Source organism: Pseudomonas sp. G3-19, assembly GCF_054855875.1.
On the sequence record NZ_JBMPIQ010000003.1, the window covers coordinates 3401594 to 3425813 of the forward strand.

The 24220-nt window shown below is 61.4% G+C and carries 25 protein-coding genes; 8 read left to right on the forward strand and 17 right to left on the reverse strand.

Annotation, left to right across the window (positions count from 1 at the left end; translation table 11 throughout):
- Positions 1–41: 41 nt before the first annotated feature.
- A complete protein-coding gene (locus tag ACOYXI_RS15625) occupies positions 42–365 on the reverse strand; it encodes a hypothetical protein (protein ID WP_096796296.1) in 324 nt (107 codons plus the stop codon).
- A gap of 255 nt (positions 366–620) precedes the next feature.
- Here ACOYXI_RS15625 and leuS point away from each other — a divergent pair, with 255 nt between their 5' ends.
- The 5 genes from leuS (at position 621) to ACOYXI_RS15650 (ending at position 6746) form a co-directional block, all read left to right on the forward strand.
- Positions 621–3227 (forward strand): leucine--tRNA ligase, encoded by a 2607-nt coding sequence (gene leuS / locus ACOYXI_RS15630; RefSeq protein ID WP_461675034.1) that lies wholly within the window; start codon positions 621–623, stop codon positions 3225–3227.
- 88 nt (positions 3228–3315) lie between these two features.
- A complete protein-coding gene (locus ACOYXI_RS15635) occupies positions 3316–3921 on the forward strand; it encodes an LPS-assembly lipoprotein LptE (RefSeq protein WP_007960576.1) in 606 nt (201 codons plus the stop codon).
- Positions 3922–3960: 39 nt separating this feature from the next.
- Complete coding sequence (gene holA / locus ACOYXI_RS15640; RefSeq protein ID WP_003228535.1) at positions 3961–4998, forward strand: DNA polymerase III subunit delta; 1038 nt, start codon at positions 3961–3963, stop codon at positions 4996–4998.
- A 199-nt stretch (positions 4999–5197) separates the two neighbouring features.
- On the forward strand, positions 5198–5362 hold the full coding sequence (arfA, locus tag ACOYXI_RS15645; protein ID WP_027612891.1) for an alternative ribosome rescue factor ArfA: 165 nt from the start codon (positions 5198–5200) through the stop codon (positions 5360–5362).
- Between the two features lie 61 nt (positions 5363–5423).
- Positions 5424–6746: a lytic murein transglycosylase gene (locus tag ACOYXI_RS15650; protein ID WP_461675035.1), complete on the forward strand. Its 1323-nt coding sequence runs from the start codon at positions 5424–5426 to the stop codon at positions 6744–6746.
- Positions 6747–6872: 126 nt separating this feature from the next.
- On the opposite strand, the gene ACOYXI_RS15655 is transcribed toward ACOYXI_RS15650, so the two are convergent.
- The 13 genes from ACOYXI_RS15655 to ACOYXI_RS15715 form a co-directional block, all read right to left on the reverse strand.
- A complete protein-coding gene (locus ACOYXI_RS15655; protein ID WP_135296632.1) occupies positions 6873–7823 on the reverse strand; it encodes a S66 peptidase family protein in 951 nt (316 codons plus the stop codon).
- A gap of 127 nt (positions 7824–7950) precedes the next feature.
- Positions 7951–8949 carry a lipoyl synthase gene (lipA, locus tag ACOYXI_RS15660; protein WP_160768663.1) on the reverse strand — a complete coding sequence of 333 codons (999 nt, stop codon included), beginning with the start codon at positions 8947–8949 and terminating at the stop codon, positions 7951–7953.
- Positions 8950–8974: 25 nt separating this feature from the next.
- The gene (lipB, locus tag ACOYXI_RS15665) at positions 8975–9622 is read right to left on the reverse strand and encodes a lipoyl(octanoyl) transferase LipB (protein ID WP_098965778.1); all 648 of its coding nucleotides are present in this window, start codon (positions 9620–9622) and stop codon (positions 8975–8977) included.
- Positions 9622–9897, reverse strand: coding sequence for a DUF493 domain-containing protein (locus ACOYXI_RS15670; RefSeq protein ID WP_003228544.1), 276 nt, complete (start codon positions 9895–9897; stop codon positions 9622–9624). The genes lipB and ACOYXI_RS15670 overlap by 1 nt, the downstream gene beginning before the upstream one ends.
- 86 nt (positions 9898–9983) lie before the next feature.
- A complete protein-coding gene (locus tag ACOYXI_RS15675) occupies positions 9984–11141 on the reverse strand; it encodes a D-alanyl-D-alanine carboxypeptidase family protein (protein WP_461675036.1) in 1158 nt (385 codons plus the stop codon).
- A 187-nt stretch (positions 11142–11328) separates the two neighbouring features.
- Positions 11329–12339, reverse strand: a complete 1011-nt coding sequence (locus ACOYXI_RS15680) for a septal ring lytic transglycosylase RlpA family protein (RefSeq protein ID WP_007960588.1) — start codon at positions 12337–12339, stop codon at positions 11329–11331.
- A complete protein-coding gene (gene mltB / locus ACOYXI_RS15685; protein ID WP_007960589.1) occupies positions 12339–13349 on the reverse strand; it encodes a lytic murein transglycosylase B in 1011 nt (336 codons plus the stop codon). Before mltB ends, ACOYXI_RS15680 begins: the two co-directional genes overlap by 1 nt.
- Positions 13350–13366: 17 nt before the next feature.
- Positions 13367–14470 carry a rod shape-determining protein RodA gene (rodA, locus tag ACOYXI_RS15690; RefSeq protein WP_166497270.1) on the reverse strand — a complete coding sequence of 368 codons (1104 nt, stop codon included), beginning with the start codon at positions 14468–14470 and terminating at the stop codon, positions 13367–13369.
- A gap of 31 nt (positions 14471–14501) precedes the next feature.
- Positions 14502–16397 (reverse strand): penicillin-binding protein 2, encoded by a 1896-nt coding sequence (gene mrdA, locus ACOYXI_RS15695; protein WP_027612897.1) that lies wholly within the window; start codon positions 16395–16397, stop codon positions 14502–14504.
- 10 nt (positions 16398–16407) lie between these two features.
- A complete protein-coding gene (gene rlmH, locus ACOYXI_RS15700; protein ID WP_003185785.1) occupies positions 16408–16875 on the reverse strand; it encodes a 23S rRNA (pseudouridine(1915)-N(3))-methyltransferase RlmH in 468 nt (155 codons plus the stop codon).
- A gap of 9 nt (positions 16876–16884) precedes the next feature.
- Positions 16885–17379 (reverse strand): ribosome silencing factor, encoded by a 495-nt coding sequence (gene rsfS / locus ACOYXI_RS15705; RefSeq protein WP_007960601.1) that lies wholly within the window; start codon positions 17377–17379, stop codon positions 16885–16887.
- A 72-nt stretch (positions 17380–17451) separates the two neighbouring features.
- Entirely contained in the window at positions 17452–18174 is a 723-nt protein-coding gene (gene nadD / locus ACOYXI_RS15710) for a nicotinate-nucleotide adenylyltransferase (protein WP_049827899.1), read from the reverse strand.
- Positions 18143–19414: a glutamate-5-semialdehyde dehydrogenase gene (locus ACOYXI_RS15715; RefSeq protein ID WP_461675037.1), complete on the reverse strand. Its 1272-nt coding sequence runs from the start codon at positions 19412–19414 to the stop codon at positions 18143–18145. Before ACOYXI_RS15715 ends, nadD begins: the two co-directional genes overlap by 32 nt.
- Positions 19415–19591: 177 nt before the next feature.
- Here ACOYXI_RS15715 and ACOYXI_RS15720 point away from each other — a divergent pair, with 177 nt between their 5' ends.
- Both ACOYXI_RS15720 and ACOYXI_RS15725 read left to right on the forward strand, forming a co-directional pair.
- A complete protein-coding gene (locus ACOYXI_RS15720; RefSeq protein ID WP_096796304.1) occupies positions 19592–20290 on the forward strand; it encodes a DNA-3-methyladenine glycosylase in 699 nt (232 codons plus the stop codon).
- 189 nt (positions 20291–20479) lie between these two features.
- Entirely contained in the window at positions 20480–21796 is a 1317-nt protein-coding gene (locus tag ACOYXI_RS15725; RefSeq protein WP_223007246.1) for a bifunctional DedA family/phosphatase PAP2 family protein, read from the forward strand.
- A 3-nt stretch (positions 21797–21799) separates the two neighbouring features.
- Here ACOYXI_RS15725 and ACOYXI_RS15730 read toward each other — a convergent pair whose 3' ends face one another.
- From ACOYXI_RS15730 to ACOYXI_RS15740, 3 genes are read right to left on the reverse strand one after another with little or no spacing between them, the layout of a single operon-like run.
- Positions 21800–22390, reverse strand: a complete 591-nt coding sequence (locus tag ACOYXI_RS15730; RefSeq protein ID WP_210558603.1) for an LON peptidase substrate-binding domain-containing protein — start codon at positions 22388–22390, stop codon at positions 21800–21802.
- Between the two features lie 10 nt (positions 22391–22400).
- On the reverse strand, positions 22401–23117 hold the full coding sequence (locus tag ACOYXI_RS15735; RefSeq protein WP_027612903.1) for an LrgB family protein: 717 nt from the start codon (positions 23115–23117) through the stop codon (positions 22401–22403).
- Positions 23117–23479 (reverse strand): CidA/LrgA family protein, encoded by a 363-nt coding sequence (locus ACOYXI_RS15740; protein WP_095139173.1) that lies wholly within the window; start codon positions 23477–23479, stop codon positions 23117–23119. Before ACOYXI_RS15740 ends, ACOYXI_RS15735 begins: the two co-directional genes overlap by 1 nt.
- Before the next feature lie 180 nt (positions 23480–23659).
- On the opposite strand from ACOYXI_RS15740, the gene ACOYXI_RS15745 reads away from it, so the two are divergent.
- The gene (locus ACOYXI_RS15745) at positions 23660–24115 is read left to right on the forward strand and encodes a MaoC family dehydratase (protein ID WP_003228575.1); all 456 of its coding nucleotides are present in this window, start codon (positions 23660–23662) and stop codon (positions 24113–24115) included.
- Positions 24116–24220: the final 105 nt, after the last annotated feature.

Consider the following 24220-nt stretch of genomic DNA (forward strand, 5'->3'; position numbering starts at 1 on the left):
GATCCTGTTGGAAAAGATCCGTTACTTGACCTGCCATGCGATTACTTGGCCTGCACAGAACGAACCTTTACGGTGTCTCTGCCGGGCGCCTTGTCCTTGAGCCAGATGACCTTGGCTGAATGTGCTGCATCGAGCTGTTTCACTGCCTGCGACAGGTATCCATGCGATTCACGCTCACTGCGATCCAGATAGGCCTTGACCAGTTTGAACTCGGCGGGGCTCAAGCCACGCAATTCCAGTTCCACGGGGCGCTCATCGCGCAGCCGGCCAGCGGTCTTTGCAGCGTCGAGCGCCATGCCCAGACGATCCATCAACCGTTCATACAACTCGGGTTTCGTCACGTTTTTTTGCCGTTGCTCCACCATCCCTCACCTCATTGAAGATAAGACTCACTCCCCAATAAGAGCTTAGCTTCGCTGCACAAACCGGCTGAACGCCGCGACCAACGGCCCTCGCCACGGTTTTCCGGGGCCAGACAGCTGTAATCAGGGTTTCCCTAGGCCAAGCGCGGTCATGTATGCTACGGCGCTTCCTGTCATTCCACTTCCAGCCTGTCCGGAGCATCCCCGGAGGGCGCGTTGAAGAGGATTAGGCCACCCCTATCCAGTACAAAAGTAGCCATGCACGAACAATATCAGCCCCGTGAAATCGAAGCCGCCGCCCAGTCGTTCTGGGACGAGCAAAAGTCCTTTGAAGTCAGTGAACAGCCAGGCAAGGAAACCTACTACTGCCTGTCGATGTTCCCTTACCCCAGCGGCAAGCTACACATGGGGCACGTGCGCAACTACACCATCGGCGACGTGATCTCCCGCTACCAGCGCATGCAAGGCAAGAACGTTCTGCAACCGATGGGTTGGGACGCCTTCGGCATGCCGGCGGAAAACGCCGCGATGAAGAACAATGTGGCGCCCGCCAAGTGGACCTACGAAAACATCGCCTACATGAAGTCCCAGCTGCGCAGTCTGGGCCTGGCGGTGGACTGGTCCCGTGAAGTGACCACCTGCAAACCGGATTACTACCGCTGGGAACAATGGCTGTTCACTCGCCTGTTCGAAAAAGGCGTGATCTACCGCAAGAACGGCACCGTGAACTGGGACCCGGTCGACCAGACCGTGCTGGCCAACGAACAGGTGATCGACGGTCGCGGCTGGCGCTCCGGCGCGCTGATCGAAAAGCGCGAAATCCCGATGTACTACTTCAAGATCACCGCTTACGCGGATGAGCTGCTGGAGAGCCTGGACGAACTGACTGGCTGGCCGGAACAGGTCAAGACCATGCAGCGCAACTGGATCGGCAAATCCCGCGGCATGGAAGTGCAGTTCCCGTACAACGTCGACTCGATCGGCGAAGCAGGCACCCTCAAGGTCTTCACCACCCGTCCGGACACCCTGATGGGCGCGACCTACGTTGCCGTGGCTGCCGAGCACCCGCTGGCCACCCAGGCCGCGCAGAACAACCCTGAGCTGCAAGCGTTCATCGCTGAATGCAAGGGCGGCAGCGTGGCTGAAGCCGACGTCGCCACTCAAGAGAAGAAAGGCCTGCCGACCGGCCTGTTCGTCGAGCACCCGCTGACCGGTGAAAAACTTCCGGTATGGGTCGCCAACTACGTGCTGATGCACTACGGCGACGGCGCGGTGATGGCGGTTCCGGCGCACGACGAGCGCGATTTCGAATTCGCCCACAAATACAACCTGCCGGTGAAATCGGTGGTGCGCACCAGCTCCGGTGACACCAACCCGGCTCCGTGGCAAGACGCCTACGGCGAGCACGGCACGCTGATCAACTCCGGCGAGTTCGACGGCCTGGACTTCACCGGCGCGTTCGACGCCATGGAAGTCGCCCTGATCAAGAAAAACCTCGGCGCGTCGCGTACCCAGTTCCGCCTGCGCGACTGGGGCATCAGCCGTCAGCGCTACTGGGGCTGCCCGATTCCGATCATCCACTGCGCCACCTGCGGTGACGTGCCGGTGCCGGAAGACCAGTTGCCGGTGGTTCTGCCGGAAGACGTGGTGCCGGACGGCGCCGGTTCGCCGCTGGCGCGCATGCCGGAATTCTACGAGTGCAACTGCCCGAAATGCGGCCAGCCTGCCAAGCGTGAAACCGACACCATGGACACCTTCGTCGAGTCCTCGTGGTACTACGCCCGTTACGCCTCGCCGCACTTCGAAGGTGGCCTGGTGGAAAAATCCGCGGCCGACCACTGGTTGCCGGTGGATCAGTACATCGGTGGCATCGAACACGCCATTCTTCACCTGCTGTACGCGCGCTTCTTCCACAAGCTGATGCGTGACGAAGGTCTGGTCAGCTCCAACGAGCCGTTCAAGAACCTGCTGACCCAGGGCATGGTGATCGCCGAAACTTACTACCGTCGCGAAGCCAACGGAGCCTACACCTGGTTCAACCCGGCGGACGTGGAACTGGAGCGTGACAGCAAGGCCAAGGTCATCAGCGCCAAACTGAAATCCGACGGCTTGCCGGTGGAAATCGGTGGCACCGAGAAAATGGCCAAGTCGAAGAACAACGGTGTCGACCCACAGTCGATGATCGATCAGTTTGGCGCCGACACCTGCCGCCTGTTCATGATGTTCGCTTCGCCGCCGGACATGAGCGCCGAATGGTCGGACTCCGGCGTTGAAGGCTCGCACCGCTTCCTCAAGCGCGTCTGGCGTCTGGCGCAGGCCCATGTGACCCAGGGCCTGCCGGGCAAACTGGACATCGCAGGCCTGAACGACGAGCAGAAAGCCGTGCGCCGCGCCATCCACCTGGCCATCAAACAGGCCAGCCATGACGTCGGCCAGAACCACAAATTCAACACCGCCATCGCTCAGGTGATGACGCTGATGAACGTGCTGGAAAAAGCTGCGCAAGGCACCGAACAGGACCGCGCGCTGATTCACGAAGGTCTGGAAGCTGTCACGTTGTTGCTGGCTCCGATCACGCCGCACATCAGCCATGAGCTGTGGAATCAACTGGGCCACGCTGACCCGGTGATCGATGCCAGCTGGCCTGCGGTCGATGAAAGCGCACTGGTGCAGGACAGCCTGCAACTGGTCATTCAAGTGAACGGCAAGCTGCGTGGCCAGATCGAAATGCCGGCCAGCGCCACCCGCGAAGAAGTTGAAGCGGCGGCCCGCGCCAACGAAAACGTGCTGCGTTTCGTCGACGGTCTGACCATTCGCAAAGTGATCGTTGTACCAGGGAAACTGGTTAACATCGTCGCCAGCTAAATTGGATTGGGCGTCAGGTTCGCCTGACGCACTGTAAAACCTTTCGGGCCGCAGGGTCGGCCCACATGGTTTCAAGGGGAGCAACACAATGATCAAACGCAATCTGCTGGTGATGGGCCTCGCCGTTCTGCTGAGCGCCTGCGGTTTCCAGCTGCGTGGCACCGGCACCAACGAACTGTCGATCAAGGAGCTCGATCTGAGCGCCCGTAACGCGTATGGCGAGACCGTCACCCAGCTGCGTCAGGTGCTGGAGTCCAGCGGCGTCAAGGTCTACAGCGGTGCACCGTACAAGCTGTATCTGGCTGACGAACAGGAAAACCAGCGCATCCTCAGCTACGCTGGCGCCGGTCGTACGGGTGAGTACCAAGTGACCACCGTGCTGAACTACGACATCGTAGGCGAACACAATCTGAACCTGCTGAGCGACAAGCTTGAAGTGCAGAAAGTGTTCATCCACGACGGCAACAACCTCGTCGGCTCCGATCAGGAAGCCAACGACGCCCGTCGCGAAACCCGTCGCGAACTGGTTCAGCGCATGATGCTGCGCCTGCAACAGCTGACGCCGGGCCAACTGCAGCAATTGCAGCAAGCGGCCAACGACCGTGCCCGGGCTGAAGCCGACGCGCTGAAGGCGGCACAGAAAGCTGAAGCGGAAACCCCGCGTCAGTCGCCGCTCGAACTGCCGCAGCAGTAAGACGTACGGGGCGCTCAGGCGCCCCGTTCGCCCTCTCTTATGAAGCTCGCTCCCGCTCAACTCGGCAAACACCTGCAAGGCGCGCTCGCGCCCGTCTATATCATCAGCGGCGATGACCCGCTGTTGTGCCAGGAAGCCGCCGACGCCATTCGCAGTGCTGCCCGCCAGCAAGGTTTCGACGAACGCCAGGTGTTCGCCGCCGACGCCAATTTCGATTGGGGGACCTTGTTGCAGGCCGGCGCCAGCATGTCGCTGTTCGCCGAAAAACGCCTACTGGAACTGCGCCTGCCTTCGGGCAAGCCCGGTGACAAGGGCGCTGCCGCGCTGATCGAATACTGCTCGCGCCCCGCTGAAGACACGGTGCTGCTGATCAGCTTGCCCAAGCTCGACGGCAGTGCGCAGAAAACCAAGTGGGGCAAGGCCCTGGTCGAAGGCCAGCAGACCCAGTTCATCCAGATCTGGCCGGTGGATGCCAACCAGTTGCCGAGCTGGATCCGCCAGCGTCTGTCGCAAGCCGGTTTGTCGGCCAGCCAGGACGCGGTGGAATTGATTGCTGCACGCGTCGAGGGCAACCTGCTCGCCGCTGCGCAGGAAATCGAAAAGCTCAAGTTGATGGCCGAAGGTGGGCAGATCACCGTCGAAACCGTGCAGGCCGCGGTGGCCGACAGTGCGCGCTTCGACGTGTTTGGCCTGACCGACGCCGTACTCAACGGCGAACCGGCCCACGCCTTGCGCATGCTTGAAGGCCTGCGCGGTGAAGGCGTCGAGCCACCGGTGATTCTCTGGGCACTGGCGCGGGAGTTGCGCCTGCTGGCCAATATCTCGCTGCAGTACAGCCAGGGCACGCCGCTGGACAAGTGCTTCAGCCAGGCGAAACCGCCAGTCTGGGACAAGCGCAAACCCCTGATGAGCAAAGCCCTGCAACGCTACTCGGCGCAACGCTGGGCGCAGTTGTTGCTCGAAGCCCAGCGCATCGATGCGCAGATCAAGGGTCAGGCCGCCGGTTCGCCGTGGATGAGTCTGAGCCGGTTGGCGCTGTTGATGTCGGGCCAGCGTCTTTCACTGCCCGCCGAGTAAGACGTTCAACCGCATAACGCCCTTTCGCGAGCAAGCCCGCTCCCACAGTCGATCGCATTCACATGATAGAACTCGGTCGACTGTGGGAGCGGGCTTGCTCGCGAAGGCGTCAGAATATTCCTACGCAATAGAGGCTGGACAGACGCGCGGCTTCGGCAGATTATTCGCCCCGCAGCACCCACCTACCGAGAGAACCCTCATGAGCAAAAAGCCATCGAAACATGGCCCGAACAAGGCCAAATCCATCATCGCCCAACCCCTGTTCCGCAGTCGCCAGGAACGACCAACCAAGGGTAAAGGCAGCTACCGCCGCGAAGCCTTCCAGTCTAATAGCTGGGAGGCTTCTTACTTTCTGGCTGCCTGAAGCACAGCACCCCCTGGTCATGTTAAGGTCTGCACCTGATTCGTATCCCCTGGAACTGTGCATGCCCTTCAGTCTTTCCCGTCGTTGGCCCGTTCGCCAACTGATCGCTGCCTCCAGCTTCATTCTGCTTGTCGCCTGCGCGGAAAAACCTACCGCCGCCGATGCGCAACCCCTTCAAGCCGCCCCTATCGCAACAGCCCCGGCAATCATCCCGCCGGTAGTGCCGTCCGCTGACCCGCTTGATCTTCAGCCAACCCAGACCTTTGCCGAATGGCAGGCGGGTTTCCGCAAGGATGCCTTGGCAGCCGGGATCCGCGCCGATCTGTTCGACCGCGCGTTTGCCAATGTCAGCTTCGATGCCAGCGTGATCAAAGCCGACCGCAGTCAGCCGGAGTTCTCTCGTCCGGTATGGGAATACCTCGATGGCGCCCTGTCGCCGCTGCGAGTGCGCAAGGGGCAGGCGCTGATCAGCCAGTACGCCGACATCCTGCAAAGCATCGAACAGCGTTATGGCGTGGATCGCCAGGCACTGGTGTCGGTATGGGGCATGGAAAGCAACTTCGGTCAGTTCCAGGGCAGCAAATCGGTGATCAACTCGCTGGCGACCCTGGCCTACGAAGGCCGTCGCCCCGCATTTGCTCATGCACAACTGATCGCGGCGCTGCAGATCCTGCAACAGGGCGACATCACGCCAGAAAAGATGCTCGGCTCGTGGGCGGGTGCGATGGGCCAGACCCAGTTCATTCCGACCACCTACAACACCCACGCCGTGGATTTCGACGGTGACGGCCGCCGCGACATCTGGGGCAGCCCCGCCGATGCGCTGGCCTCCACCGCACACTACCTGCAAAGCTCAGGCTGGCAGCGTGGTCAGCCGTGGGGCTTTGAAGTGCAGCTACCGAGCGGCTTCAACTACACCTTGGCCGATGGCGCGATTCGCAAGACCGTCGCTGAATGGCGGCAACTGGGAGTGATCCTGCCCAATGGCGGTCAGGCCCCGGCCGGCTCGGAACAGCTGTCTGCCGCCCTGCTGCTGCCGGCCGGCTACCGTGGCCCGGCGTTCCTGATCCTCGATAACTTCCGGGCGATCCTCAAGTACAACAACTCGTCGTCCTATGCACTGGCGGTCAGTCTGTTGTCCGAGCGCTTCAATGGCGCAGGCCTGATCAATGGCACATGGCCGAAAGACGATCTGCCACTGAGCCGTTCCGAACGCATCGAATTGCAGAACCTGCTGAGCGCGCGTAATTACGATGCGGGCACGGCGGACGGGATTATTGGCGCCAATACCCGCAAGGCGATCCGCAGTGCCCAGCAGTCGTTTGGCTGGCCGGCGGATGGTTATCCGACGCATAAGTTGCTTGAGAGCCTGCGCTCCCAATAGAAAGATCGTCGTATGGCTGATGCCGCCTTCGCGAGCAAGCCCGCTCCCACATTGGTTCCGTGTACGACACAAATCAAATGTGGGAGGGGGCTTGCTCCCGAAGACTGACTCACTGGCAACCAAACCCTAGCGTTTGATCACTACATCCTGTTCCAACATCAATTCCTTCTTCCCGGCATCCAAGCGAACCAGCGCCCCCATCGGCAGCGTCAGGTTCGGATCACAATGCCCGCTGCGCCACCCCGACAGCACCGGAATCCGTAACGGCTCGAAGGTCTGCTTGAGCAAGCGATTCAACGCCTCGACATCCACCCCGGCGACATCCCCCACCAGCACACCGCGCAATCTGGCCAGCTTGCCAGCCAGGCGCATCTGCGTGAGCAAACGGTCAATCCGATATAGCGGCTCGTTGACGTCTTCGATCAGCAGAATCACGCCCTCGACGTCAATCTCATAAGGTGTGCCCAGCGTCGAGGCAATCATCGCCAGATTGCCGCCAAGCAAACGCCCGTGAGCGATGCCAGGTTCGACCGTGGTCAATGGATAAGCCACCGGATGGCTCAACACACTCCCCGCCTTCAACTGACCGCGCAACATGGCGAAGAATGAGGTGACGGTAGGTGGCTCCTTGTCGCCCAGCAGGTCGGCATTGAGCAGCGGGCCATGGAAGGTCACGAACCCTGCGTAGCGACTGATCGCCAGATGCAGTGCGGTGATGTCGCTGTAGCCGACAAACGGCTTGGCGTGACGACTCAGCAAGTCGTAATCGATCCGGTCCAGCAGGCGCGGCGTGCCGTAACCACCGCGCAGGCAAATGATCGCGTCGACTTCAGGGTCGACGAAAGCGGCGTGCAGGTCGTTGAGGCGCACGTCATCGCTGCCGGCCAGATAGCCGTCCTTCTCGTAGACACCGGGGAACACCTTCAGTGCATAGCCGCGGGCACGCATCCACTGCACAGCCTTGTCAGTGTCCAGTGCACCGGGGCCGGCGGGGGCAATCACACCGATCAGTCCTTCGGACGGCAGCGCCGGCACAGGCTTATGCGGAAAAAGGGTGTGAGTCGGTCGAACGGTCATCCATGGGTCTCCCTGTGAATTCATGAACACACAGTAGTCAGGTACAGAGACAAACAAAAGAGTGCGCGGCAGGCCCAAACAAAAATACCCGCCGAAGCGGGTATTTTTCGAGGCTATCAGCGCCGGATCAGGAACCGAGCAGTTCAGCCTTGACCAGTTTCGCCTGCTCGTCGGCGTGATACGAGGAACGTACCAGCGGGCCGGAAGCAACGTTCTTGAAGCCCATCTTGTAACCTTCCTCGGCGAACCAGGCGAAGGTGTCCGGGTGCACGAAACGCTGCACCGGCAAGTGGCTGCGCGACGGTTGCAGGTACTGGCCGAGGGTCAGCATGTCGATGTCGTGTTCGCGCATGCGCTTCATGACTTCGATGACTTCTTCGTCGGTCTCGCCCAGACCCAGCATCAGGCCGGATTTGGTCGGGATGTGCGGCATCATCTGCTTGAAGCGTTGCAGCAGGGTCAGCGACCACTGGTAATCCGAACCCGGACGCGCAGCCTTGTACAGGCGCGGAACGGTTTCCAGGTTGTGGTTGAACACATCCGGCGGCTCGGCGGCGGTGATTTCCAGGGCGATGTCCATGCGGCCACGGTAGTCCGGGACCAGGGTTTCCAGCTGCACGTTAGGCGACAGCTTGCGGATCTCGCGAATGCAGTCGGCAAAGTGCTGGGCACCGCCGTCACGCAGATCGTCGCGGTCAACCGAGGTGATCACCACGTACTTGAGCTTCAGGTCGGCAATGGCGATCGCCAGGCTTTCCGGCTCGTTGACGTCCAGTGGCTTCGGACGGCCGTGGCCAACGTCGCAGAACGGGCAGCGACGGGTGCAGATGTCGCCCATGATCATGAAGGTCGCGGTGCCGCCGGAGAAGCACTCGCCCAGGTTCGGGCAGGACGCTTCTTCGCAGACGCTGTGCAGCTTGTGCTTGCGCAGCAGGCTCTTGATCCGGTCGACTTCCGGCGAAACCGGGATACGTACACGAATCCAGTCAGGTTTCTTCGGCAGTTCGGTGGTCGGAATGATCTTGACCGGAATGCGTGCAACCTTCTCGGCGCCGCGCAGCTTGACGCCGGCTTCAACCTTGGGACGCGGGGCCGGGCGCTCGGTCACGTCGAGCGTCGGGATCATGGTTTGCACTGCATCAGTAGTCATATCAGTCGATTCCGCCCGTCAGGGTCGTCTGCTCAGCATAGTCGAGGTGTTTGACGAGCTGCGCGCGCAGCCGGGCACTTACCTCGGCAAATTCAATCGATCCTGCGTGATCGCTCAGCTGGGTCATCGCCAGCCCGGCATAGCCGCAGGGATTAATCCGTCGAAACGGCTCCAGGTTCATATCCACGTTCAGGGCCAGGCCATGAAAGGAGCAACCGTGGCGAATCCGCAAACCCAGAGAAGCGATTTTCGCTCCGTCGACGTAGACGCCGGGAGCATCTGGCTTGGCTACAGCGGTCACGCCGTAGCTGTCCAGCAATTCGATCAGGCAGTGTTCCATGCGCGTGACCAGATCACGTACGCCAAAGCCCAGCTTGCGCACATCCAGCAACAGGTAAGCCACCAATTGGCCCGGGCCATGATAAGTCACCTGCCCGCCGCGATCGACCTGTACCACCGGGATATCGCCCGGCAGCAACAGGTGTTCGGCCTTGCCGGCCTGGCCTTGGGTGAACACCGGAGGGTGCTCGACCAGCCAGATTTCGTCGGCGGCATCGCTGCCGCGTTCGTTGGTGAAGCGTTGCATGGCATGCCAGACCGGCTCGTAAGCCATCTGGCCAAGTTCGCGAAAGCCCAGCGTGCCCGGCATCACAACACCATGTGTACGAAACCGGTCGCCCGCAGTTCGCTGTTGATGTTGTACAGCTGATCCTGATCGGTCGCGACGATGTGCAGCTGGATGGTGGTGTATTTGCCGTTGCTGCTCGAGCGTTCGTCGACACGTTCATCGTTGATAGTCGCGAATTTCTTCACGATCTCGATGATCTTGTCTTTGTGCCCGACGCCCGTATCGCTGATTACCTTAACCGGATAATCAACCTGGGGGAATTCGATTTTTGGCGCCTTTACTTCGGTATCGGTCATGGCGTAACGGCCTCGTAAGCGTAAGCCGTGGTAACGCACATGGCCCCGAACCGGACAGGAACGGGGCCATGCAGGTCAACACTCAATCAGTTGAACAAGCCGTAGAAGAATAGACGGATGCTATCCCACATGCGGCGGAAGATACCACCCTCCTCGACAGCGTCCAGGGCGATCAGGTCAGCGCTGTGCACTACCTTGTCGTCCAGTTTCACTTCGACTTTACCGATCACGTCGCCCTTGGCGATTGGCGCGGTCAGTTGCGGGTTCATGGTCATGCTGGCAGCGAGCTTTTTCAGCTGGCCTTTTGGCAGGGTCATGGTCAGGTCTTCAGCCAGGCCGGCCTTGACTTGACTGATGGTGCCTTTCCACACCGGGGCCTGAGCCAGTTCGGTGCCCTTCTGGTAGAAGGTCTGGGTTTCGAAGAAACGGAAACCGTAGGTCAGCAGCTTCTGGGTTTCAGCGGCACGCGCCACTTCGCTGTTGGTGCCGAACACCACGGCGATCAGACGCTGGCCATCACGTACAGCCGAGGACACCATGCAGTAGCCGGCTTCGTCGGTGTGACCGGTTTTCAGACCGTCAACGGTCTTGTCGCGCCACAGCAGCAGGTTGCGGTTAGGCTGCTTGATGCCGTTCCAGAAGAACTCTTTCTGCGAGTAGATCGCGTAGTGAGCCGGGTCTTCGTGGATGATCGCGCGCGCCAGGATCGCCATGTCGTGAGCCGACGAGTAGTGCTCAGGGTTCGGCAGACCGGTCGGGTTCATGAAGTGCGAGTTGGTCATGCCCAGATCGGCGACCGTCTTGTTCATCAGGTCGGCGAACGCGTCTTCGCTGCCGGCGATGTGCTCGGACAGCGCCACGCTGGCGTCGTTGCCGGACTGGATGATGATGCCGTGCAGCAGGTCGCTGACGGTCACTTGCGAGCCGACTTTGATGAACATCCGCGAACCGCCGGTACGCCAGGCGTTTTCGCTGACGGTCACCGGGTCGTTCTCACCGATCTGGCCGCGACGGATTTCCAGCGTAGCGATGTACGCGGTCATCAGTTTGGTCAGGCTGGCTGGCGGCAGACGCTGGTCACCGTTGTTCTCCACCAGCACGTTGCCGCTGCTGGCGTCCATGAGCACGTAGGCTTTTGCAGCCAGTTGAGGTGGCGACGGCATCATCTCGGCCGCGAAAGCGGCTGGCGAGAGGAGCAGCGGGACTAGCAGACACAGGCGTTTGGCAAAGGTGGTGATGTTCATCCGTCTCTCGAAATCGCTAATGGAAACTTGCCCGAAGGCAAAACTATTCAGACAGCCTTCTAACGGGCCATCGCGTGTTCAGTTGCTCACTCCAGTCACCCTTGCCGGGCTTTTGTTCTTCGACGAGCCAACAACCTGGTTCACCCCCCAAAACCGCAAGTGAACCGTCAATCAAGTGCTACGTTTCTTACTCGGTGACCACGCTCGGCGAGCCGAGATTGGCCAGGCGCACGCTGTTCTGCACCTGGGCGATTTCACCCGGCGAACCGATCGGCCCCAGGCGTACCCGGTGCAGGGTCTGCTGATTGCGCACGATCGAGCTGATGAACACCGGAGCGCTCACCATCCCGCTGAGCTTCGACCTCAGGAGTTCTGCAGCGTCCGGGTTGGCGAACGCGCCCACCTGCAGATACTGGCCAGACGCTGGTGCAGAAGCGTTTTTTTTTGCGCTGATCTGTACAGGGACAGTGTCAGAGGCATGTTGCTGCGGCGGCGGGGTCCACTGCTCGATGGTACCGGCCGACGCCGTGATCACCGGGGCGCTATTCTGCGCGACTTGTGGCTCGTTGAGCATCAGCGGCGCCGGACGGCCCTTGGCGGCCCACCATTGCTGCGGATCGATGCCCTCGACCTTGACCCGCGCGGTGCCGATTTCGGCATAACCGAGCTTCTTCGCGGCCGCGTAGGACAAGTCAATGATCCGGTCCGAATAGAACGGCCCGCGATCGTTGACCCGCAGGATCACGCTCTTGTTGTTGTCCAGGTTGGTCACCCGAACGTAACTTGGCAGTGGCAGAGTCTTGTGAGCGGCACTCATGCCGTACAGGTCATACACTTCGCCGTTGGCGGTGTTCTGCCCGTGGAACTTGGTGCCGTACCAGGACGCCGTACCCGAGGCGACGTAGGTCTTGGATTCCTGCAACGGGAAATAGGTCTTGCCCAGCACGGTGTACGGGTTGGCCTTGTAGGGGCCGGTGTGCAGGGTCGGCGTGGCGTCGGGGATGCGCGAAACATCGACATCCCACCACGGCGCGCCGTCTTTGTGCGCGCGGTTGATGTCCAGCCCCGGCTGCGCACGTACGGCGGTGGACGAGGTCTTCTGGGTTGGCGCGCGGCTGGTCGAACAGCTGGCGACCAGCACCGCCAACGCGGCGAATGCCACCAGCTTCAGGGGTTTATTGATAGGCAATGCCCGCATTACTTGACGCCCCGTGCTTTTACCAGCTCTTCAGACAGTTGATGTACGGCCATGGCGTACATCACGCTGCGGTTATAACGCGTGATCGCGTAGAAATTCTTCAGGCCCATCCAGTATTCAGGGCCGTTGTCGCCTTCGAGGCGAAATGCAGTAACCGGCATATCATCGCGCAGCGCATCATGACTTGACCAGCCCAACGCCCGCAACTCTCCGACCGTTTTCGTCGGCTCGATGCCGGTGGTCAGGCCTTCATCGACCTGCTCGCCGCGCACATCGGCGCGACTGACCACTGGTTCCCCGGCGACCCAGCCATGCCGTTTGAAGTAACTGGCCACGCTGCCGATCGCATCGTCCGGATTGGTCCAGATATTGATGTGACCGTCACCGTCGAAATCCACCGCATAGGCGCGAAAGCTGCTCGGCATGAATTGCGGCAGGCCCATCGCCCCGGCGTACGAGCCTTTGAGGGTCAATGGATCGACCTGTTCTTCACGGGCCAGCAGCAGGAACTCACGCAATTCCTTGCGGAAAAATTCGGCACGGGGAGGATAGTCGAAACCGAGCGTGGACAACGCATCAATCACCCGGTAATTGCCGGTATTACGTCCGAAAAAGGTCTCGACGCCAATGATCGACACGATGACTTGTGCCGGTACACCGTACTCCTGCTCGGCACGGGCCAGCACGGCCTCGTGCTGGCGCCAGAAGTCCACACCACGGGCGATGCGCGCGTCGGTGATGAACATCGGGCGATATTCTTTCCACTGCTTGACCCGCTCGGCGGGTTTGGAGATGGCGTCGAGAATCGCCTGCTTGCGCTGCGCCTCGCGGAACACCGCCATCAGTTGCTCGCCGGCAAAACCGTAGTCGCGGGTCATTTCACCGACGAATTCGGCCACCTGCGGTGAGCCTTCGTAATCGCCGGCCAGCGCTTCCTGCGCGCTGCCAAGGATGCCGACCAGGCCGACCCACGGCGCGTAACGAGTCGCCCAGCTGCGCATGACTTGCATTGAACTCTTCACCTTATTCAAACCTGTGCGATCCACTTGCGATGCGTATGAATCGACATCAAAACCCCAAACGCTGACAGCAGTGTCACCAGCGAAGTTCCTCCGTAGCTAATGAAGGGCAACGGCACCCCCACCACCGGCAACAGGCCACTGACCATACCGATGTTGACGAAAACATAAACAAAAAACGTCATGGTCAGCGCGCCGGCGAGCAATTTGCCAAACAGCGTCTGCGCCTGGGCGGTAATCACCAGGCCGCGACCGATCAGCAACAGATAGATCAGCAGCAGCGCGCAGATGCCCACCAGGCCGAACTCCTCGCCCAGTACGGCGATGATGAAGTCGGTGTGGCTTTCCGGCAAAAAGTCCAGGTGCGACTGGGTGCCCAGCAGCCAACCCTTGCCGAACACACCGCCGGAACCGATCGCGGCTTTCGACTGGATGATGTTCCAGCCGGTGCCGAGCGGATCGCTTTCCGGGTCGAGGAAGGTCAGGATCCGCTGCTTCTGGTAGTCGTGCATGATGAAGAACCACATGGCGATCGCCACCGGTACGGCGGCGGCCAGCACGCTGAGGATCCAGCGCCAGCGCAGCCCGCCCATGAACAGCACGAACGCGCCGCCGGCCAGAATCAGCAGTGACGTACCAAGGTCAGGCTGGCGCACGATCAGAATGAACGGCACGCCGATCAGCATCAGGCTGATGCCGACATGCTTGAGTTGCGGCGGTAGCGTGCGTTTGGACAGATACCAGGCAATCGTCGCCGGCATCAGAATCTTCATGAACTCCGAGGGCTGGAAGCGGATCACCCCGGGGATGTTGATCCAGCGCGTCGCGCCCATGGCGTTGTGGCCCATGATGTCCACCACCAACAGCAGCACCACGCCGATCACGTAACCGAGCGGTACCCAACGCGCCATGAACCGTGGTTCGAACTGGGCGATGACAATCATCGACACCAGGCCGATGCCGAACGAAGTGGCTTGTTTGCCCAGCAGATCCCAGCTTTTGCCACTGGCCGAATACAGCACGAACAGACTGCCCGCAGCGAGGATCAGCAGCAGGATCAACAGCGGGCCATCGATATGCAGGCGTTGCAGCAGCGTCGCCCGGCGACGCATCACATCCTCACTGGAGAGCATGCGATCAAAATTATTCATCACGGGCCGTAGCCTCCGCACTGATAGGACCGGCGTATTCGGCCTTCAATCGACCATCCTGATCCAGAAGCCAGGCATCCATGACCTGACGCACCACTGGCGCGGCGACACCGGAGCCGGACTCACCGTTCTCGACCATCACCGAAACCACTATTTTCGGGTTGTCGGCCGGGGCGAAACCAACGAACAAGGCGTGGTCGCGGTGGCGTTCCTGAACCTTGGAACGGTCGTATTTTTCACCTTGTTTGATCGCGACGACCTGAGCGGTACCGGACTTGCCGGCGATGCGGTATTGCGCACCGATTGCTGCCTTGCGCGCAGTACCCCGGGCGCCGTGCATCACCTGCTGCATGCCGTGGTTGACCTTGGTCCAGTCCGACGGATCGCGCAGGACGATGTCCGGCATCGGGTTCTCGTCTACCGGTTTGGCGCCCTCAATGGTCTTGGCCAGGTGCGGCCGGTTCCAGATGCCTTTGTTGGCGACCAGCGCCGTGGCCTGCGCCAGTTGCAACGGTGTGGACTGCATATAACCCTGGCCAATCCCCAGAATCAGAGTTTCACCCGGGAACCACGCCTGCTTGCGCGTCGCACGCTTCCACTCGCGGGACGGCATCAGGCCGGGGGATTCTTCGAACATGTCCAGCGAGACCTTCTGGCCGATGCCGAACTTGTTCATGTAGGCCGACAACCGATCGATGCCCAGCTTGTGCGCCAGGTCATAGAAGTAGGTGTCGTTGGAACGCATGATCGCCGTGTCGAGATCGACGAAGCCGTCACCGGTGCGGTTCCAGTTGCGGTACTTGTGATCGTAGTTGGGCAGCATGTAGTAACCGGGGTCGAACACCCGGCTCGACGCTGTCACTACGCCAGAATCGAGACCGGCAATCGCCACCGCCGGCTTGATCGTCGAACCCGGCGGGTACAGGCCGCGCAGCACGCGGTTGAACAGCGGCCGGTCGATGGAATCGCGCAGTTCGGCATAGGCCTTGAAGCTGATGCCGGTGACGAACAGGTTCGGGTCGAAACTCGGCTGGCTGACCATCGCCAGCACTTCGCCAGTCTTCGGATCGAGCGCCACCACCGCGCCGCGACGCCCGCCCAGCGCGGCTTCGGCCGCTTCCTGCAGTTTGATGTCCAGGCTCAGGACGATGTCCTTGCCGGGAATCGGATCGGTACGCTTGAGCACGCGCAATACGCGGCCCCGAGCGTTGGTTTCGACTTCCTCGTACCCCACCTGCCCGTGCAGCTCCGGCTCGTAGAAACGCTCGATGCCGGTCTTGCCGATGTGGTGGGTGCCGCTGTAGTTGACCGGGTCGAGGGTCTTCAGCTCTTTCTCGTTGATGCGCCCCATGTAACCCACCGAGTGCGCAAAATGCGCGCCCTGCGGGTAGTGGCGCACCAGTTGCGCGACCACTTCCACCCCAGGCAGGCGGAACTGGTTAACCGCGATCCGGGCGATCTGCTCTTCGGTCAACTCGAACAGGATCGGCACCGGCTCGAATGGCCGACGCCCCTGACGCATGCGTTTCTCGAAGATCACCCGGTCCTCGGGCGTCAGCTGCAGCACTTCGACGATCACGTCGAGCACTTGCTGCCAGTCGCCGGAACGTTCGCGGGTCATGCTCAGGCTGAAGCTCGGGCGGTTGTCCGCCACCACCACGCCGTTGCGGTCGAAGATCAAGCCGCGGGTCGGCGGAATCGGCTGCACGTGGACGCGGTTGTTTTCCGAGAGCGTCGAGTGGTACTCGTACTGGATCACCTGCAAGTAGTACAGCCGCGCAATCAATACGCAGATCAACAGCATGACCGCAATGGCCCCGAACACGACGCGGCTACGCACCAGGCGGGCGTCCTTTTCGTGGTCCTTGATGCGGATCGGCTGAGACATGAGAGCAGGACTACTTGTGGTAAGGGTGACCGGACAGCACGGTCCAGGCACGGTACAGCTGTTCGCCGATCAGGATCCGCACCAGCGGGTGCGGCAAGGTCAGCGGCGACAACGACCAGCGCTGATCGGCGCGGGCGCAGACTTCCGGCGCCAGCCCTTCGGGGCCACCGACCATGAAATTGACCGTGCGCGAATCCAGCCGCCAACGGTCGAGTTCGACCGCCAGTTGCTCGGTGCTCCAGGGCTTGCCGTGGACTTCCAGCGTGACGATCCGCTCGTTCGGCCCGACCTTGGCCAGCATGGCTTCGCCTTCCTGGCGGATGAAACGGGCCACGTCGGCGTTCTTGCCACGGGTATTGAGCGGAATTTCCACCAGTTCCAGCGCCAGTTCGGACGGAAGACGCTTGGCATATTCATGCCAGCCTTCTTCCACCCACTTGGGCATGCGTGAACCGACGGCGATCAGTCGCAGTCGCACAGCGATCCCTTACAGCTGGTCTTTGTTGAGCTTGGTGAAATGCTCGTGGGTGTTTTCCGGGCTGTGGTGCTTGGCGTCTGCCGCACGGCTTTGCTCGGCACCGGCCCACAGGCGTTCCAGGTCGTAGAACTGACGTGCCGAGGCAGTCATCATGTGCACGATCACCAGGTCGAGGTCGAGCAGCACCCAGTCGCTGTCGCCCTTGCCTTCTTCGCCCAGCGGCTTGGCGCCCTGCTTTTTGACTTCTTCACGGACCTTGTCCAGCATCGCGTTGATCTGGCGATTGGACGTACCGGTGGCGATGATCATGTAGTCGGTGATGCTCTGCTTGTCGCGCACATCGATGATCTGGATGTCTTGTGCCTTGACGTCTTCCAGGGCTGCCACGGCAACCTTGACCAGCTCGTCGCCCTTGAGCGGCTCGTTGGTGTTGGCGACTTCCGGCAGCGGTGCGCTCTTGAACGTGCCTTTGCGCTTAACTTTGCTTACGTCTTTGTCAGTCATATAAAACTCGTTTTGCTCGTATATTCGGCGGCTTGGCGATACGTGGATTCGTATCAGTGAAGCACGCCTTGTTCAGTTCGACGCACGGTAAAGACCGTGCGCATCGATGTAGGCCAGGACCGCGTCGGGCACCAGGAAACGTACCGACTTACCGCTGGCCAGCAGTTGACGGATCTGGGTGGCGGAAACCGCGAGCGGTGTCTGCCAGACGAATGCAATCTGTCCGCTCGGCCCTTTCAGGGCCAGCGGGTCGCTCACCGAACGCGCTGCCAGCAGGTTGCGCAAGGCATCCGGCGGTTCGCTGTCGGCGTCCGGGCGCTGTAGCACCAGGATGTGGCAATGCTGGAGCAACTCTTCCCAGCGATGCCAAGTGGGCAGGCCGCAAAATGCGTCCCAGCCCAAAAGCAGAAAAACCTGGGTCTCGGCGGCCATTTCGGCACGCATCAACTCCAGGGTATCAATGGTGTAAGACGGCTTGTCCCGCTGCAATTCGCGGGCGTCCACCACCAGCGGCGGCACTCCGGCCACCGCGCACTCAACCATTGCCAACCGATCCTGCGCCGACACCTGCGGCGTATCGCGGTGCGGCGGCCGGGCGCTGGGCATCATGCGCAGCTCGTCGAGCAGCAGCGCTTCGGCGACTTCCAGCGCACCACGCAAATGGCCGATGTGCACCGGGTCGAACGTGCCGCCCAGTACGCCGATGCGCCGGGGTCGGAGTTCGCCGTCAGGCAGCGGCGCTGTCAAGTCGAGGTCGGTCAAGTCAGACCGTCGCCTGGCCGCGCAACTGGCCATCACCGACCACGATGTACTTCTCGCAGGTCAGTCCTTCGAGGCCCACCGGGCCGCGGGCGTGCAGCTTATCAGTAGAAATGCCGATCTCGGCACCCAATCCGTATTCGAATCCATCGGCGAAGCAGGTCGGGGTGTTGATCATCACCGACGCCGAGTCGACTTCCGCGACGAAACGCCGGGTGTCGGCGAGGTTTTCGCTGACGATCGAGTCGGTGTGATGCGAGCCGTAATGGTTGATGTGTTCGATGGCCTGATCCAGTCCGTCGACCACACGGATCGACAGGATCGGCGCCAGATACTCGGTGCTCCAGTCGTCTTCGCTGGCCGCCACCGCGTCGATGATCGCCCGGGTGCGTTCGCAGCCACGCAGCTCGACGCCTTTCTCGCGGAACTGGGCAGCCATCGACGGCAGGAAATCCTTCGCAACACTTTGATCAACCAGCAAGGTCTCCATCGCGCCGCAGATGCCATAACGGTAAGTCTTGGCATTGAAGGCAATGCGCTGGGCTTTGGCCAGATCGGCGTGGGCACTGACATAAACGTGGCAGATGCCGTCCAGGTGTTTGATCACCGGCACCCGGGCATCGCGGCTGATGCGCTCGATCAGGCCACGGCCACCGCGTGGCACGATCACGTCGACGTACTCGGGCATGGTGATCATCGCGCCGACGGCGGCACGGTCGGTGGTTTCGACCACTTGCACCACGGCTGCCGGCAACTCGGCCTCGGCCAGACCGCGCTGAATGCACGCGGCAATCGCCCGGTTGGAATGAATCGCCTCGGAGCCACCGCGCAGGATGGTCGCGTTACCGGACTTCAGGCACAGGCTGGCGGCATCGATGGTCACGTTTGGCCGGGATTCGTAGATGATCCCGATCACGCCCAGCGGCACGCGCATCTTGCCGACCTGAATCCCGGACGGGCGAAAGCTCATGTCGCGGATCGCACCGACCGGGTCCGGCATTGCCGCCACCTGACGCAGGCCGACGATCATGCCGTCGATGCGCGCCGGGGTCAGTTCCAGACGCTCCAGCAAGGCCGGCTCCAGACCGTTGGCGCGACCAGCCGCCAGATCCTGTTCATTGGCTGCGGCCAGCTCGGCGCGAGCAGCGTCCAGCGCATTGGCAGCAGCCTGCAAGGCGCGGTTTTTCTGCGCGGTGCTGGCACGGCCGATGACCCGGGAAGCTTCGCGGGCGGCGCGACCCAATCGGGTCATGTAGTCAAGAACGGACTCAGTCATGGTCTGCTGGGGTCTTGGCAAAGAGGAAAGCGGCAGATTATAGCTGTCGCGTCCCGGGACTAACAGCGGTGACAGGCGGATGGTCGAAATGGACTGCAATTTGCCGACGTTCAGCCGTAATTAAGCCGCGGATTGTTATCATCACGACCTCCTTCGCCTGGATAAACACCGTTTGCCATGTCCAACCTGACCGATCGCGCCATCGCCGAGCGCCTGCCACTGGGCCTCCCGGACGCTTTTTTCGACCGTGACGCGCAAGTGCTGGCCCGCGATCTGCTCGGCAAAGTCATCCGCCACCGGGTCGGCGATCTGTGGCTCAGCGCCCGGATCATCGAAACCGAAGCCTATTACTGCGCGGAAAAAGGCAGTCATGCGTCTCTCGGCTATACGGAAAAACGTAAGGCTTTGTTTCTGGATGGCGGGCACATCTATATGTATTACGCCCGCGGTGGCGATTCGCTGAACTTCAGCGCTCAGGGGCCCGGCAATGCGGTGCTGATCAAGTCCGCTTACCCGTGGGTCGATGAGGTCAGCGGGCCGGCGAGTCTGGCGCAGATGCTGCTGAACAATCCCGATGCCCAAGGCCGGCCGCGTCCTTCGCAAAAGCTTTGCGCCGGGCAGACGCTGCTGTGCAAGGCGCTCGGGCTAAAGGTGCCGATGTGGGACGCCAAGCGTTTCGATCACGAGCTGATGCTGGTGGAAGACACCGGGCCGGCGCCGACCCAGATTATCCAGACCACCCGCCTGGGCATCCCCCATGGCCGCGACGAACACCTGATGTACCGTTTCGTCGACGCCGCGTATGCCCAGTGGTGCACGCGGAACCCGCTGCGCCGGGGCCAGGTCGAAGGTCGCGATTATTTTTTGCTGTCCTGAAGTGACACAGGTTTTGAACCCAATGCGCCCTTGTGGGAGCGGGCTTGCTCGCGAAGAGGGCGTGTCAGATACGAGCTCGTTGATGACACACCGCATTCGCGAGCAAGCCCGCTCCCACAGGGTACTGAGTGATTGCTGAAATTTTGTACAGCCTTCGGGACTTATTGAAGATTTGATGGAGTTGTGTGTATGGGCCCATGGCTCGATAGCGTGACCGGGTGGCTCGCCGCCAATCCGCAGTGGCTGGCCGCTGCGGTATTTATCGTCGCTTGCGTGGAGTGCCTGGCAATTGCCGGGCTGATCGTGCCCGGCACGGTGCTGCTGTTTGCCGTGGCCGTACTCGCCGGCAGCGGCGCACTGTCGTTGAGTGAAACCCTGCTGCTGGGCTTTCTCGGCGGGATACTCGGCGATGTGATCTCGTACTTCCTCGGCCGCCATTTCCATCAGAACATCCGCCGCCTGCCGGGACTGCGCCACCATCCGGAATGGATGGCCGGGGCCGAAACCTACTTCCAGCGTTACGGCATCGCCAGCCTGCTGGTCGGGCGCTTCATCGGCCCGTTGCGGCCGATGTTGCCGATGGTTGCCGGGATGTGCGACATGCCCTTCCCGCGTTTCGCCGCCGTCAGCCTGCTGGCCGCCGCCGGCTGGAGCGTCGCCTACCTGCTGCCGGGTTGGGCCACCGGCGCGGCGATCCGCTTGCCGCTGCCGGAAGGTTTCTGGCTGCAGGCCGGCATCGTTGCCGCCAGTATTGCGGTGATGGTCGGCATGAGCGTCAACAGCAGCTTGCGCCAGCATCGCCGGGCGACGATCTGGATCAGCAGCATGAGCCTGTTGATTCTGATCGGCCTGTTTATTGGCTATCCGTATCTGCACGCCCTCGACCAAGGCGTGATGACCCTGGTGCAGGAACATCGGCAGCCGATGCTCGATGAAATCGCAGTGACCTTCACCCTGATCGGTGAATTCCGCAACATGCTGATGTTCAGCGCCCTGCTCACCGGTCTGTTGCTGCTGTGCCGGCAATGGCGTCAGGCAATCTTTGCCGGTGGCGTGCTGCTGTGCACCGCGCTGCTCAATACCGTCACCAAACAGTTTTTCGCCCGGGTTCGCCCGGAAGTGCTGACCGATCCGCTGACCAGCTACAGCATGCCCAGCGGTCATGCCTCCGGTTCGTTCGCGCTGTTTCTGGTGCTGGCGGTTCTCGCCGGTCGCGGCCAACCGCCGCGCATGCGCCTGACCTGGCTGCTGCTCGGCTGTATTCCGGCGCTGTCGATTGCTTTGTCACGGGTTTATCTGGGGGCGCACTGGCCGACGGATATTCTGGCCGGCGCAATGCTGGCGGCATGCGTATGTGCGGCGGGCTTGTGGCTGAGTCAGCGCAAGGCGCCGCTCAATGCCATGCCGTTCAAGGTCTGGTGGCTGATTCTGCCGGCACTGCTGGTGCTGTTCAGCCTGTTCGTTCTGCGGCATCTGCCGGACACGATGTTGCGTTACGCCTACTAATACTTAGGCGAACAGCTCGCCCTGCAGCTCATCGAGCAGCGCCTGGATCGCATCCAGTCGCTGCTGCGGATCGTCGAGTTGCAGCAGGTCGATCTTGTCTTCTTCGGCGAACGGCAGCAGATACGCCAGCTGATTGGCCAGCGACTGCTGCCCCAGCGCTTCGGTGCCCATGTTCAACGCCTCGACCATCGGGTGCTCGGCCAAGGCCTTGAGCAGCGCCACCAGATCGGCGTCTTCGTCCTGCAACGGTTGCTCCGGCTCATCGTCCAGCCACTCGACGTCGGCGAGGATCAACTGATCGCGCTGCACTTCCGTGCGCAACACCTGAAAACGCCGCCCGCCCTGCACCCGGATCCCGAGCAGACCGTTGTCCTGTTGCTGGAAATCGGTGATCCGCGCTTCGCAGCCGACCAGGGCAAAGCCTTCTGCCGCGACGCCGACTTCATGGCCATCGAGGATGCACACCACGCCGAAACCGCCGCCCTGCTTCATGCAGCGGCCGATCATGTCCAGGTAGCGCGCCTCGAAGATCTGCAAGTCGAGGTTGCAGCCGGGGAACAGCACTGTGTTGAGCGGAAAAAGCGGCAAACTCATAGACATTTCCTTACACCACCATCGACACCGCCAACGGCAGGAACACCGCCGTGGCCACGCCCATCAGACTCATCGCCAGCGCCGCGAAGGCGCCGCACTCATCGCTTTCCTGCAACGCCACCGACGTGCCAACCGCGTGTGCGGTCATGCCCAGCGCCATGCCGCGCGCCTCAGGGCTGTGCACGCCGAGCCGGGTCAGCAGCGCCGGGCCGAAGATCGCGCCGATCACCCCGGTGATCAGCACGAACACCGCCGCCAGCGCCGCCACACCACCGATCTGCTCGGCCACCAGCATGGCAATCGGCGAGGTCACCGACTTCGGCGCCATGGTCATCAGAATCATGTGTTCGGCACCGAACCACCAGCCGAGCAACACGCCCATGCCCGTGGCGACCACGCCGCCTATCACCAGCGTAGTAAAAATCGGCCAGAACAATTGGCGGATGCGCTTGAGGTTGAGATACAGCGGCACCGCCAGCGCCACCGTCGCCGGGCCCAGCAGAATGCTGAGGATTTCGGTGCTCTTGCGGTACTCGGCGTAGGTCAGGCCGCAGCCGACCAGCACGCCGATCACCACCAGCATCGAGACCAGCACCGGTTGCAGAAAGATCCAGCGGGTTTTCTCGAACGCCGCCAGTACCAGTTGATAGGCACCGAGGGTGATGCCGATGCCGAACAACGGATGATGAATGACCGAAGCCCAGGCGCCTTGCCAATCGAAGAGCATCACGACTCCTCCGAGTGCGGCGCATGGCGCTTGACCAGGCGTTGCATCAGCACCCCGGCGAAGGCCATCGACAGGATCAACGACAACACCAGCGCGCCGACAATGGCCCAGAAGTCAGCGGCAATGTCGCTCGCATAAACCATCACGCCCACCGCCGGCGGCACCAGCAGCAACGGCAGATAGCGCAGCAGGCTGCCGGCCGCGAGGTTCAGCGGCTCGCCGACTTCACCGCGAATGATCAGGAACACCAGCAACAGCAGCAGACCGATGATCGGCCCCGGCAGCACCGGCAACAGCAAATGGTTGAGTGCCGTGCCGAGCAATTGGAACAGCACCAGCATGGTCAGGCCACGTAACAACATCAGACATCTCCCCCCGCAAGTCCTCGGCATTATAAGCACGGCAGCGCTATGGATCGGCATTCGCCAAAAGCATGGTCGGTTGACCGGAGCAAATCGCCATGTTGATCTACAGTGGTTCGCAGGGCGGTCAAATCCCCCACCTGAAAAACTATAAAACCGATGAACCCAAGGAGAGTCTCAATGCCCTATGTTCCCGTTGCAGAGCTCAAAGATTATGTCGGCAAGGAACTCGGACGTTCCGAATGGCTCACCATCGATCAGGAGCGCATCAACCTGTTCGCCGAAGCCACCGGGGATTATCAGTTCATCCATGTCGATCCGGTCAAAGCCGCGCAAACGCCTTTTGGCAGCACCATTGCCCACGGTTTCCTGTCGTTGTCGCTGATCCCGAAACTGATGGAAGACATCCTCGTGCTGCCGCAAGGCCTGAAGATGGTGGTCAATTACGGTCTGGACAGCGTGCGTTTCATCCAGCCGGTGAAGGTCAATTCAAAAGTGCGCCTGAAAGTCGATCTGGCCGAAGTGACCGAGAAAAAACCCGGTCAATGGCTGCTCAAGGCCACCGCGACGCTTGAGATAGAAGGCTCGGACAAACCGGCCTATATCGCAGAACCGCTGTCGCTCTGCTTCGTTTGAGTCACGGGATGCGAAACAGCGCACGCTGTTTCGCATCAGCGCTGTTTTCCCGGCTGTATAAGGTCACATAGCTGCGGCATACTCGGTCGCCTAATTGCCCGGATC